This is a genomic window from Candidatus Eisenbacteria bacterium (genome assembly GCA_030017955.1).
GTDB lineage: Bacteria > Eisenbacteria > RBG-16-71-46 > JASEGR01 > JASEGR01 > JASEGR01.
The window spans coordinates 1-11994 of the sequence record JASEGR010000019.1; the positions used below are offsets into that span (position 1 = coordinate 1).

The 11994-nt window shown below is 52.8% G+C and carries 13 protein-coding genes and 4 tRNA genes; 10 read left to right on the forward strand and 7 right to left on the reverse strand.

Annotated elements, in window-relative coordinates; all coding sequences use genetic code 11:
• Positions 1-68 precede the first annotated feature (68 nt).
• The 3 genes from QME66_04370 to QME66_04380 all read right to left on the reverse strand — a co-directional run bounded on the left by QME66_04370 (position 69) and on the right by QME66_04380 (position 2978).
• Positions 69-290 (reverse strand): BrnA antitoxin family protein, encoded by a 222-nt coding sequence (locus QME66_04370; protein ID MDI6808205.1) that lies wholly within the window; start codon positions 288-290, stop codon positions 69-71.
• The gene (locus tag QME66_04375; protein MDI6808206.1) at positions 287-583 is read right to left on the reverse strand and encodes a BrnT family toxin; all 297 of its coding nucleotides are present in this window, start codon (positions 581-583) and stop codon (positions 287-289) included. The genes QME66_04370 and QME66_04375 overlap by 4 nt, the downstream gene beginning before the upstream one ends.
• Before the next feature lie 391 nt (positions 584-974).
• Positions 975-2978, reverse strand: coding sequence for a T9SS type A sorting domain-containing protein (locus tag QME66_04380; GenBank protein ID MDI6808207.1), 2004 nt, complete (start codon positions 2976-2978; stop codon positions 975-977).
• Between the two features lie 584 nt (positions 2979-3562).
• On the opposite strand from QME66_04380, the gene QME66_04385 reads away from it, so the two are divergent.
• The 4 genes from QME66_04385 (at position 3563) to QME66_04400 (ending at position 8325) form a co-directional block, all read left to right on the forward strand.
• Positions 3563-3949: a hypothetical protein gene (locus tag QME66_04385; protein ID MDI6808208.1), complete on the forward strand. Its 387-nt coding sequence runs from the start codon at positions 3563-3565 to the stop codon at positions 3947-3949.
• Between the two features lie 276 nt (positions 3950-4225).
• A complete protein-coding gene (locus QME66_04390; protein MDI6808209.1) occupies positions 4226-5476 on the forward strand; it encodes a T9SS type A sorting domain-containing protein in 1251 nt (416 codons plus the stop codon).
• Between the two features lie 171 nt (positions 5477-5647).
• Positions 5648-6619, forward strand: a complete 972-nt coding sequence (locus QME66_04395) for a right-handed parallel beta-helix repeat-containing protein (protein ID MDI6808210.1) — start codon at positions 5648-5650, stop codon at positions 6617-6619.
• 509 nt (positions 6620-7128) lie between these two features.
• Complete coding sequence (locus QME66_04400; GenBank protein ID MDI6808211.1) at positions 7129-8325, forward strand: ATP-binding protein; 1197 nt, start codon at positions 7129-7131, stop codon at positions 8323-8325.
• A gap of 99 nt (positions 8326-8424) precedes the next feature.
• Here QME66_04400 and QME66_04405 read toward each other — a convergent pair.
• The 4 genes from QME66_04405 to QME66_04420 form a co-directional block, all read right to left on the reverse strand.
• Positions 8425-8497, reverse strand: a tRNA-Lys gene (locus QME66_04405).
• Between the two features lie 76 nt (positions 8498-8573).
• Positions 8574-8840, reverse strand: coding sequence for a CopG family antitoxin (locus QME66_04410; GenBank protein MDI6808212.1), 267 nt, complete (start codon positions 8838-8840; stop codon positions 8574-8576).
• Positions 8827-9111, reverse strand: a complete 285-nt coding sequence (locus QME66_04415) for a BrnT family toxin (GenBank protein MDI6808213.1) — start codon at positions 9109-9111, stop codon at positions 8827-8829. The genes QME66_04410 and QME66_04415 overlap by 14 nt, the downstream gene beginning before the upstream one ends.
• Positions 9112-9256: 145 nt before the next feature.
• On the reverse strand, positions 9257-9688 hold the full coding sequence (locus tag QME66_04420; protein ID MDI6808214.1) for a single-stranded DNA-binding protein: 432 nt from the start codon (positions 9686-9688) through the stop codon (positions 9257-9259).
• Positions 9689-9849: 161 nt separating this feature from the next.
• Between QME66_04420 and QME66_04425 the strand changes: the two genes are divergently transcribed.
• From QME66_04425 to QME66_04450, 6 genes are all read left to right on the forward strand, one after another.
• Positions 9850-9927, forward strand: a tRNA-Pro gene (locus tag QME66_04425).
• Between the two features lie 88 nt (positions 9928-10015).
• A tRNA-Arg gene (locus QME66_04430) sits at positions 10016-10093 on the forward strand.
• Positions 10094-10114: 21 nt separating this feature from the next.
• A tRNA-His gene (locus tag QME66_04435) sits at positions 10115-10190 on the forward strand.
• Positions 10191-10379: 189 nt separating this feature from the next.
• Positions 10380-10778, forward strand: a complete 399-nt coding sequence (locus QME66_04440) for a HEPN domain-containing protein (GenBank protein MDI6808215.1) — start codon at positions 10380-10382, stop codon at positions 10776-10778.
• Complete coding sequence (locus QME66_04445) at positions 10721-11050, forward strand: nucleotidyltransferase domain-containing protein (protein MDI6808216.1); 330 nt, start codon at positions 10721-10723, stop codon at positions 11048-11050. Before QME66_04440 ends, QME66_04445 begins: the two co-directional genes overlap by 58 nt.
• 182 nt (positions 11051-11232) lie before the next feature.
• Positions 11233-11817 carry a nucleotidyltransferase domain-containing protein gene (locus QME66_04450; GenBank protein MDI6808217.1) on the forward strand — a complete coding sequence of 195 codons (585 nt, stop codon included), beginning with the start codon at positions 11233-11235 and terminating at the stop codon, positions 11815-11817.
• The last annotated feature ends 177 nt before the right edge of the window (positions 11818-11994 follow it).

Below are 11994 nucleotides of genomic sequence, written 5' to 3' on the forward strand. Positions count from 1 at the left end.
AATCAACGACTTGGACAGTCTACCAACACCCAATCAAACGGGAATTCTAATTGTCGTTACCGGGAATTCTAATTGTCGCTGAACACCCATTTCAAGGCGAGGCGCCGGCGTGAGGCAGCACAGTCGCGCAGGTACAAGTTAATAAGGGTTTGATAAGGAACATTCATGTCACTGGCAAGTTTCTTGAAGTAGGCGATGGTCGTTTCATCCACGCGAATAGTGACCTGTTTCTTTATGCGTCTGGCGTATGGATTCTTGATCGCCTTGGAAAAATCGTATTCCTTTCTCATGATCTTATCCTCCGCACGTATTGAGATTCCTCTGATTTCGTTGCCTTCCATACGGAAATTATGCGTATCGTGTCCGATGCTTCTCGGTAGCAATGACACACGACAAGCATTCGAGCAATTGCACTCATGCCGAGTAACAGAAAGCGGTCTTCATCCTGTGAATGGTCTGGGTCGTGCATCAAGAGGGCGTTGTCGTCCGAGAATACCGTCTCGCCCTCCTCGAAGGAAACGCCATGTTTCCTCTTGTTTATCGTGTTTTTTCTTTCGTCCCATACGAAACGCAAGGTGTTCATACGTACAATGTAATGATATCGTAGTTACATGTCAAGTTTTTCTTTTTCAGGCCGTGTAGCGGATGCGCGTTAACTAAGCCAACCATACAGGAACTATGCAACTTGGAGCTTCAAGCTAATCCTGCGAATCTGTAACTTCTTATTTTTCAATGTGCGCCGTGGAGGAGTCGAACCTTCGACCTACTGATTAAGAGGTAGCTCCTTTCGGGCGCTCAAAGCTGCTACATCCTTCTAAATCCTACTATTTGGTGAGCGAAAACCGCGCCCGACCTACTATATCCTTCTATATCTTACTAAGTACGAAGTGCACAAAAAGAGCACAGTTGGCTTGACCGAGTTGAGCCAAACCAAGCACCGAGCGAGAATGCAGTGCTGTGACATTCCAGCCGTGTCATTTTAGGATGAGCATCTTCTTTACACTCACAAAGGGCTTATCTCCACTTGCGGCATCCGGCGCCACCGAGAACCGGTATGTATAGATTCCGCTCGGAAGATTGCCAGCGTCAAACTGCACAGATTTCACTCCAGCGCTTTCGATCCCATCGACAAGAGTTGCAACCTCATGGCCAAGAATGTCGAAAACTCTCAGCGTGACATGCTGTCTTGCGGGGAGCGCATAACTTATCACTGTGCTTCGCCCAAATGGATTGGGGCGGTTTTGGCAAATGATATTGTCTGAAGCTTCAATCTTTCGCACGGCGACGAAACCTGCCGTCGATTCCTGGCCGTTCAGGTCCACTGCGTCCAATCTGTAATCTACAAACGACTCGCTGCCGGGCCACCTATCATAGTACTGATATTCAGTGCCGTCCTTTTCAATCTTTGCCACAAACTTCCAACTGCTCTCGCCATACCTCCTTGAATACAATCTGAAAGCTGCCAACTTATCAACATAGTGAATACTCCAACTGATAACGGCGCGACCTTCGAGATATTCACCATGGAAGTCCACAACTGTCACCGGTGACGTACCGCCTACGATGGCGCACACATCCTGAGCATAGATGTCACAGTTTGCCCCGCTCCGGTAGTCCTCCCACGCTATGACGGCGCCCGTTGAACCATCGCTGACAATAGCCGGATTCGTCTGGGTGTTTGCTGCAGTGGAGATGGCGACGCCGTTTGCAGCCCACTGGACAACCCCGGATGCGTCGATGCGCTGAGCATAGATGTCGTAGTTTGTTCCGCTCCGGTAGTCTTCCCACGTGATAACAGCGCCTCCGGATCCATCGCAAATAATGGCCGGCACATCCTGTTCGTTTCCGGCTGTTGAAACAGGAGCACCGTCTGCCGTCCATTGCACAACGCCTGATGAATCAATGCGCTGGGCGTAGATGTCCGAGTAGACCGCCCCGGACCCGGCTCGAAGGTCTGCCCACGTGACGATTGCGCCTCCCGAACCATCACTGACGATAGCCTGGCCGGACTGGCTATTTTGTGCTGTTGAGACAGCGACGCCGTCGGTAGCCCACTTGGCACCGCCCGATCCACTGACGCGCTGCGCAAAGATATCCTCGTCTGTGTTCCGGGTGTCCCGCCATGTGATGATAGCGCCGTCCGAGCCATCCCTCACGATTACTGGGTCGTACTGGCCGCCCGCTGCTGTCGTGACGGCGACGCCGTTTGCAGTCCATTGGACTGCGCCCGATGCATCGATGCGCTGCGCATAGATATCCATGTTTCCGTTCCGGGAGTCCCGCCATGCGATGATTACTCCTCCTAAGCCGTCACTCACAGGTGCGGGATCGTACCGGTCGTTCGCCCCTGTCGTGATGGCAACTCCGTCGGCGGTCCACTGCACAGCGCCCAATGCGTCAATATGCTGAACATAGATTTGTGTGTTTGGCAGGCTGCGATAGTCATACCAAGTGATGATGGCGCCGCCCGCCCCATCGGCGGCAATGGCTGGCTTCCACTGGCTGTCTGCAGCAATGGAGATAGGGACGCCGTTTGCAGTCCATTGGACAACGCCTGACGAATTGATGCGCTGTGCATAAATATCCCAGCTTGCGTTCCGGAAATCCCGCCATGCGATGACGGCGCCTCCTGAGCCATCGTTCACGAGCACAGGATCGTACTGGTCGAATGCGGCTGTTGAGATGGCGACGCCGTTTGCAGTCCACAGGGCGACACCTGACTCATCAACACGCTGGGCATAAATATCGTAGTCCGCGCCGCTCCGGTAGTCACGCCACACAATGATGGCGCCCCCGGAACCATCGCTGACTATCGCTGGTTTGCGCTGCTCCTGGGTAGCCGTGCACACCGCAACATTCACGGCAGGGTCTCCAGGCCACTGAGCCAGAGATTCATGCGGCACAAGGAGAACGGAGAAAAGCAGAAATCCCGCTGAACGGCGATGGCCGAATGCGAGGCGAGGAACGATTCGTCTCATTGTTTGGCCTCCTTTGGATGAAGAGAAAAAACTACTTCGAGAACTCGTTACGATGAGAATGCGCAACCTCCACCATGCGAGAGGAGGAGCCAGCTAACAGCGTAGCACAGCAAAGTGTTATCTGAGAATCAATAGAATTGGCTGCTCAGTCTTCTTGACTTTCGGGCGGAAGGTTTGGCTCAGCGCGAGAAATCCAGAAAGGCTACCTTCAGCATACTCCTACCGATACAAGGTGCACAAAAAGTACACATTCTCGGGCAGCTTGGGGATTGGCGACTCCGTAACCACTTATTTTTCAAACTGCGCCGTGGAGGAGTCGAACCTCCGACCTACTGACTAGGAGGTAGCTCACACAAGTCCACAAAAAGAGCACAGTGGGAACGCTCCTCACCTGCAGTGCACAATTGACAATTGACTCTATTTGTGCTATGTTTTTCAAGCACTTAAGCCGCCATGGTTTCTAGCGCAGACCAGAGATGAGGGCAAGTCGCATTAGCCGCGGTTTCTTCTCGCCGTGCCTGCCTTAGGTCCACGACGATCTTTTCAGTCCAGAAAAGGCCATTCTTCACCAGTTGGAGAATTCTGTGAAAGGAGAAGGAGTCATGACACATTTCTCGTTTGCTTCCCAGATTCGCACCATCACCCTCTTCACATTTGCTGCAGCGTTCCTTGTGATTGGCACCGTGTCTCAATCCTATGGCGAATGGTCAGGTAGTCCAAACGTCAATACGCCGATCTGTACTGCTTCGGGCGGTCAGACCGACCCAAAAATCATTGGTGACGGCGCTGGCGGCGCCATCATCACGTGGTATGACAACCGCAGCGGAAGCTATGACATCTACGCCCAACGCATCAACGCTTCAGGCATTGTCCAGTGGACCGCAAACGGCGTCGTAATTTGTACAGCAGCGACCTACCAATTCAACCCGACCATCGCCAGCGACGGCTCAGGCGGAGCCATTATCACCTGATCGGACGGACGGAACGGAAACTACGACATCTACGCCCAACGCATCAACGCCTCTGGCACTGTCCAATGGACTGCCAACGGAGTCGCCATCTCAACCGCCGCAGGAGAACAATCGTACCCTATCGTCGTCAGCGACGGCTCTGGCGGCGCTATCATCACCTGGCAGGACTCCCGCAGCGGAACAAACTGGGACATCTACGCGCAGCGCATCAATGCATCAGGCACTGTCCAATGGACTGCCAACGGAGTGGCCATCTCAACCGCCGCAGGAAGCCAGTTGAACCCGATCATCGCCAGCGACGGCTCAGGGGGCGCCATCATCACCTGGTATGACGCGCGCAACGGAACAAACTGGGACATCTACGCGCAGCGCGTAAACTCATCCGGCACTGTCCAGTGGACTGCAAACGGAGTGGCCATCTCAACCGCCACAGGAAATCAACAGTACCCCACCATCGCGAGCGACGGTCAGGAAGGAGCAATCATTACCTGGTATGACTACCGCAACGGAAATGACGACATTTACGCACAGAGAGCGGACAAGTATGGGAACTTGAATCCCAACCCGCACATCTTATCCGTCAAAGATGTGACAAACGATCAGGGCGGGAAAGTAAGGCTGACATTTCAAAGAGGGGTTGACGACACATTGACATCCGCAAGACCGATCGTGTCGTATGGAGTGTGGAGAAAAATACCACCGGCGCTCGCGGCACAACGCGCAAAAACGGAATTCCGGGCGCCCGCGAATGACACGCTTGGAGTGTTATATGATTTCATCGTCAGTGTCCCGGCTGTGCAGTCTCCGAAATACAACGTGGTCGCTCCCACGTTTGAAGACTCAAGTTCATCCGGAATCCACAGACTCACATTCCTCGTTACGGCTCACACAGCCACTCCAAGCATATTCTACATATCCCCTGCCGAGAGCGGCTATTCGGTTGACAATTTGCCGCCGCTTCCACCTGCAAACCTTGCAGGAAGTCTCGCCTCTGGGAATTTCGTCCTCCATTGGAATCCCAACCCAGAAGATGACCTCGCAGGCTATGAAGTCTTTCGAAGCTTTGTGCCCGGGTTCAACCCTGACACTATGATTGCGCTTGGATCGACTCGGGACACTTCATTCACTGATGAGGACCTGGCAGAGGGTAAAATATACTACTACGCGCTCAGGGCCTCAGACATACACGGGAACATAAGTCTCAAGAGCAGCGAACTGCAGTTCATAGCGGGGTCCACGAGTGTTGACAAGATAAAGAAGTCTACACGGTTTGCCGTCTATCAGAACCATCCAAACCCGTCCAGCTCTGGGACAGTGATAAAGTACGAACTACCAGGGATCGAGCACGTGAGTGTCAGGGTGTACGATATGGCCGGGCGGCTCGTGGCGACTCTTGTGGATGAAGAGCAGGATGCCGGAGTCAAGCTGCTCGAGGTCAACACTGGCAATCTGCCGAGCGGCATCTACTCGTATCGCTTGATTGCGGGGCAAAACGTCAGCGTGAAGAAGATGGTGGTCCTACGATGAAGTATTAGCAGGTCAATCGCCATGGCTCGGTCCGGCCCGGCAAACAGTCACAAGCTGGCAACTGACACGTGAGGTCGTTCAAGGTGATATGGGCACCACCATGGTCCGGCATTATGTCCGTAGCAGGATCCGGAATACTTATGTTCACCCTCTCGCAGAAGGAGGCATGTGATGAAACTCAGTACCGCTCTTGTCGCCCTGGCCATTATTCTAGTGGCTTCGGTTTCGGCTGATGCCGGCACCTGGCGCATAAAGCCTGATGGAACCGGCGATGCTCCGACAATTCAGGCGGGGATTGACCTGGCGGCTCCGGGTGACATTGTCCTGCTCGCGGATGGAGTGTACGAGGGTGACGGCAACAGGAACATTGACTATCACGGCAAGCCGATCACTGTCCGCTCAGAGAGTGGAGATCCGTCGACCTGTGTTATTTCGGTGAATGGGGCCGGAACTGGATTCCTGTTCTATTCTGGAGAAGGTGCTGGATCGGTACTCAAGGAAGTAACGATCCAGGACGGACTCCTCACCTGGGGTGGAGGGATCCTCTGCCAGAACTCCTCGCCTTCCATAGTAGGCTGCGCGTTTTACCGGAACATGGCCAACGCGGGCGGAGCGATTTTCTGCATGGGATCGGCCCCAACTGTGACAGGTTGTACGTTTATCGGAAACTGGGCTCAGCTGGCTGGCGCGATATTTTTCGCGGGCCCGAGCCCTGCAGTCTCTACCGTGACGGGCTGTACGTTCTCAGAAAACCACAGTGACGCGGGGGGAGCAATACACTGCGAGGGTATCGCCCTGACACTTGAGAAGACGGTCATTGCGTTTGGCAGTGCGGAAGGCATCAGTTGCGGATCCGGCGGCAGCGCCGCGCTTACATGCTGCGACGTATTCGGAAATGCCGGAGGCGACTGGGTCGGCTGCATCGCGGATCAGAACAACATCAACGGCAACTTCTCGGCTGATCCCATGTTCTGCAGACGCACGTATGGCGACGTCTGCGTAAACTACGTTTCCCCCTGCGCACCCGGCTATCATCCCTACGGATATGACTGCGGCGTCATCGGCTCTCACGGAGTCGGCTGCGACCATCCCACAAATGCTTTCCCAAAAACCTGGGGAGCGATTAAAGCAATGTACAAGTAGTCGGCGATTCTACAAGGTAGAAGAGTCGAGCTTGGGCAGCAGTTCGAGGAGGCCTTTTCCCGAATCGCTGCCCTTTGTCTGATGTCAGGTTTGTTGTGATGCGCGGTATGTCTTTTGCGCCGTGGAGGAGTCGAACCCCCGACCTACTGATTGAGAGGTAGCTGCTTTGAAGTGCACAAAAGGAGCATAGCGGGGCTGACCGCGTACGGTCAGACCGGGCGGCGCATGCGATGTCCCTGGGCCGGCCGGGATTGCCTCTCCGGGACACCAGGCCCAGTTCAACCAGCCCGGTCAATTTCCACTACTTCGCGGCTACGCAGTAGCAGACCCGCCACGAAATAGTGGCCTCATGAACCCGGGTCGATGTGAGATCTGCTGTGGTTTCCCCCACAACTGTCGCTGTTCGATTCCCAAACATTCTAAGGAAACGTATCCTGAGAATTGATCTTGACAGTCCAACACGTGTCATGTAAACTGAATTTCTGAAATTCAATTATCCAGGAGGGTGAGTGATTAGAAGAACACTGGCAAGGAAACTTCGTGAAGCGTCTGCGCGATTTCCCGTGGTGTCGGTGACGGGACCGAGGCAATCAGGCAAAACAACGCTTGTAAGAGCCGAGTTCAAAAGTCATGCCTACGTTTCTCTTGAACTCCCAGACCAGAGAGCGTTCGCTCTCGAGGATCCAGAAGGTTTCCTGAAACGATTTGATGGCCCTGTTATTCTTGATGAAGTGCAAAGAGCTCCCGAATTGTTCTCCTACATCCAGGTAGTTGTGGATGAGCGAGATGCACCCGGCCAGTTTATTCTCACTGGCTCGCATAACTTCCTTCTGTTGCAGAGTATTTCTCAGTCGCTGGCGGGCAGGTGCGCGGTGCTCAACCTGCTGCCTTTCTCTCTTGCCGAACTTCAGGGGAGACCACCCATCGCGCTTACGAATTTCGGCCGGGGAGTACCAAAGAGGACGAAAATCCCCTCGCGCAGTCTTGTCGAGTACCTTTTCACCGGGTTCTATCCGAGAATACACGACAAGAATCTGCCGCCTCGTGACTGGCTGGGGAGCTATTATCAGACTTATCTTGAACGTGACGTTAGAAATGTGCTGAAAGTCGGAGACCTCGAGACGTTTGGGAGATTTATCCGGCTCTGTGCGGGCAGAAACGGACAGTTGGTCAATCTTACGGGTCTGGCTTCTGACTGCGGAATTACGCACACCACCGCAAGACGCTGGATTTCGGTCCTTGAGGCGAGTTTCATTATTCTTCTACTCAGACCGCATTTCAAGAACTTCGGCAAGAGGCTCATCAAGAGTCCAAAACTCTTCTTCTTGGACACAGGCCTGCTGTGTTTTCTGTTGCGGATTCAATCGGCAGAAGAACTGCACCACCATTCGGCCAGGGGAGCAGTATTTGAGAGCTTCGTGTTGTCTGAGCTCTATAAGAATTTTGTGCATCGCGGTGAGCAAGCCGCGCTCTATTTCTGGCGGGATGCAGGCGGTCACAAGGTTGACATGCTGATTGACGTTGGAAAGGACTTGATTCCGGTCGAAGTGAAGTCTGCCCAAACCGTTGCATCTGATTTCTTCCGAAGCCTCAAGTTCTGGCGTGAAATCAGCGGCTCGGTTGATAATCCCGCGGCACTTGTTTACGGGGGAGAACAGGCCTTCAAGCGCTCGGGCGTTGCAGTTTATCCATGGTCCATTCTGTAGCGGTGAGTAAAATTAATCAAGGCACTGAGTAATTTGTTGCCTCTGCAGATGAGCCTATCCGGCTGGTCTTGAATCGAGCGCTAACATTCATCTTCAAAGTGCGCCGTGGAGGAGTCGAACCTCCGACCTACTGATTAAGAGTCAGTTGCTCTACCAATTGAGCTAACGGCGCATATCGCTGCGGGGCAGCCGCGGGCTGACAGCAGAGCTGTTTGCCCGTCGATCTGCAGTCGCTAGTTATGCAAAAGCTACCGAGGTAACTTCTCTCGAAGCTTTTCTTGTAACCACAGATTTATCAACGTACCCGAAGAGACTCCACGCTTCCTCGCTAGGACCCTAAGTCGTTCCAGTAGAGAACTATCAATCGCGAAGTAGGTGGCCTCAGATTCAATCTCAACATCAAACCGCGCAGGGCTTGTCTTCGACCAAACCCGAGAGAGATCATGGTCATCCCAATACTCGGCAGTCTCACGATACGACGATGCCCTCGAGAGACTCACGCTATTTCTCTTCATATCGCTTCCTCTCACCACGCGTCATATCACGCGCGGACAGAATCAACGCCTGCCTGCCCCCTTTGTACACAAAGAAAACGATGAGATAGCGTCCAGGCCCAGTTCGTCCCAAAGCAGCGTACACATTCTCTCCCGGCCTGTGACCCTTCTCAACATACCTGAACCTCGGCGAACCATTCAGAACTTCCCTCACCTCTTCCTGTGTAACCTTGTGTCGCGCGAGCAGCTTCTCCGCTATGTCCCCAAGCCACACAACGGTTGAAATCTTCATTCCAGCCATTCCCCATCAGAATATATGTTACCACACACCTACGTGCGCTGCAGCTTCCATACCCAGCCCGAAAGACCCTCGGATGAGGTTTGGGTTGAATCGAAATCACCGACGGGAGTTATCTCAGCACGAGGGAGCGGCGCAATCAGAACGGAATGTCGTCGTCTCCCACTGCCTGCAGCTCTTCCACATTGTACTCCTCTGCAGGCGGACTCTCCTGCCGCGCTTCTCCCGCGCCGGCCATGTCCGGACGTCCGAGCATCTGCAGAGTAGTCGCAGTTATCTCAGTCGTATAGCGCTTGACGCCTTGACTATCCTGCCACGAACGCGTTTGAAGCCTTCCCTCGAGATAAACTTGCTTTCCCTTGCTCAGATACTGACTGCATATATCGGCGAGTTTTCCCCATGCGACTATTCTGTGCCATTCAGTCCGCTGCCCCTTCTCGCCGTTCTTCGAAGTCCAGGTCTCGTTAGTCGCAATCCTGAAACTTGCCACTGCAGTGCCTGCCGGAGTGCGTCTGAGCTCCGGGTCGCTTCCCAGATTCCCTACGAGAATCACTTTATTAACGCTCGCCACCGATCACCTCCGCGCAATAGATGTGAATCCCCACTTCTCGGCCTGTAATGTTCTCTTCCAGATTGGATTGTTGACTTCATTACAACGAGCTATTAACATAGACTAAAGTAGAGTCTTGTTTCAAGTCCAGAAATCTTTCTTTCGATGGACTTTTCCTCCGACGGGGCGTAGCGCAGCCCGGATAGCGCACCTGCCTTGGGCGCAGGGGGTCGGAGGTTCAAATCCTCTCGCCCCGACCAGTTAATTGAGAGTCATCACACGACAGTCGCTGGATGTGTGAAATTCCGGGTTGAATCGCGCGTCCTCATGAATGAGACTGTCAAACACGCGCCTGTAGCTCAGTCTGGATAGAGCAACGGATTTCTAATCCGTTGGTCCGGGGTTCGAATCCCTGCAGGCGCGCCAAGTACGAACATAGCGTAGGCGGTGGACGTAGCTCAATTGGTAGAGCACTGGACTGTGGCTCCAGGCGTCGCGGGTTCGACTCCCGTCGTCCACCCCAAATGTCTTTTCGCTGTCTGAGCATGCAGGGAGTTGAAGCCGACCCGAGCGCCTCCGGTGGAGGATGAAGCGAGGGCGGCCGGCTTCGGCGGAGAACTCGGCAGAGTTCGGGGGAGAAGAACTCCCGTCGTCCACCCCAGGTATTTTGTGAGAATGATGACCGTTATTTTGAGATCGGTGGAGGGTCACAATGAGGAAAGAGGCGAAGCGATGGCTGAGACAGGGCGAAGCAGACCTGAAAGCAGCCAGGGATAGCCTGAAGGACAAGAACTACGAATGGTGTTGTTTTCAGTCACAACAGAGCGCAGAGAAGTCTCTCAAGGCCTTCCTCTATGACCTGGGCTACACCTCTCTCACGACGCACTCCATAAAGATGCTTGTTAGAGAATGCGAAAAGAGACAAAAGGGATTCTCCGGACTGATGGAGGCTGCGAGAATTCTTGACACGTACTACATTCCTACGCGTTATCCCAATGGGCTTGATGAGGACATCGCGCCGGTAGATTACTATGATCACGAGGATGCCAGGAGATGCCTAGACTTCGCAACATTGATATTGAGAACGGTGAGAAAGTATTTGAAAAGCTAGATGTGTTCACCCGCAAGCTCAGGAAGAAATTCTCGATAAGGGCAGTCTATCTCTACGGCTCGCTTGCCAAGGGGGAAATGCACGAGGGGAGTGACATTGACCTCATGATTGTGGGAGATTTCAAAGGCAGGATTTTTCAGAGGATAACCGAAGTTCTGAAGCTCACGGATCTACCAATAGAACCTTTGGTTTACACAAACGAAGAGTTTCGACGGATGAAGAAGACAAATTCTTTCGTCAAAGAAGCACTAAGAACAGCTCAGGAACTTTGAGTCTGAGTGCCATGCCAGCCACGTCCTCGGCGCCTGAGCTACTTCTCCCCATGGCTTATTGAGTTCTCCTCACCGAAGCCAAGCTTCGCACCGCGGCGTCAAAAGAAGTATTGCAAACCGGTGGCATCGTTGTACAATTCACAACAATTGATGTAATTGAAACAACAATAGAGGCGAACGTTATGTCAGTTCTGCTCAATACGAAATTGAGAAGGAAGCTGCTTACCTATTCTTTCACCCACTGCGATGAGGAGTACTATGTGCGTGAACTCTCTAGTCTTATTGACGAAGATCCCGGGAACCTCTCGAGAGAACTCCGAAGACTTGAGACAGAGGGGCTCTATACATCGTTCACAAAGGGAAAATTGAGATTTTATTCTCTCAACAAGCGTTATCCTTTGTTCAAGGAACTCAAGGAGGTCATTTTCAAGACTGAAGGAGTAGAGGGAAGCCTCAGGGAATTGGTTCTGAAATACAAAGGCATTGCACTTGCTCTTATCTTCGGGTCATATGCAAAGAATCGGGAGAAAGCCACTTCTGATGTTGATTTGCTCATCGTGGGCGAATTGAACGAAAATCGTTTTACCAGAGACGTGCGCGATCTGGAATCGCGATTGAATCGGGAGATCAACTTCACCATCTACACCGAAGAAGAGTTCAACGAAAAGAAGAAGAAAGAGGGTTGTTTTCTCAATTTCGTCATCAAAGACAAAATCATAATACTGAAAGGGAAGCTCAGTGCTAGGCGTGTTACTCACAAAGTCTGAATCAGAAAAGGCTTTCATGAACGCTATCGGTCTAGTAAAAGGTGCATTGCTCGAGGCGAGATCACTGAATCCTCAGTTGGAAATCAAGTTCGATATCCGCGAAGGGTAGTCTTCCGGATAGTGGGGTTGTGACCATGAACTATGAACACATAGTCGAGCCGAAATCAGATAGATTTG

Bases quoted from the DNA above. Each gene is read 5' to 3' on its own strand.
- QME66_04395 (MDI6808210.1), top strand. From the start codon at position 5,648: ATGAAACTCAGTACCGCTCTTGTCGCCCTGGCCATTATTCTAGTGGCT.
- QME66_04415 (MDI6808213.1), bottom strand. From the start codon at position 9,111: ATGAAGATTTCAACCGTTGTGTGGCTTGGGGACATAGCGGAGAAGCTG.
- QME66_04445 (MDI6808216.1), top strand. From the start codon at position 10,721: ATGCCTAGACTTCGCAACATTGATATTGAGAACGGTGAGAAAGTATTT.
- QME66_04380 (MDI6808207.1), bottom strand. From the start codon at position 2,978: ATGAGACGAATCGTTCCTCGCCTCGCATTCGGCCATCGCCGTTCAGCG.
- QME66_04440 (MDI6808215.1), top strand. From the start codon at position 10,380: ATGAGGAAAGAGGCGAAGCGATGGCTGAGACAGGGCGAAGCAGACCTG.
- QME66_04375 (MDI6808206.1), bottom strand. From the start codon at position 583: ATGAACACCTTGCGTTTCGTATGGGACGAAAGAAAAAACACGATAAAC.
- QME66_04450 (MDI6808217.1), top strand. From the start codon at position 11,233: ATGTCAGTTCTGCTCAATACGAAATTGAGAAGGAAGCTGCTTACCTAT.
- QME66_04370 (MDI6808205.1), bottom strand. From the start codon at position 290: ATGAGAAAGGAATACGATTTTTCCAAGGCGATCAAGAATCCATACGCC.
- QME66_04410 (MDI6808212.1), bottom strand. From the start codon at position 8,840: ATGAAGAGAAATAGCGTGAGTCTCTCGAGGGCATCGTCGTATCGTGAG.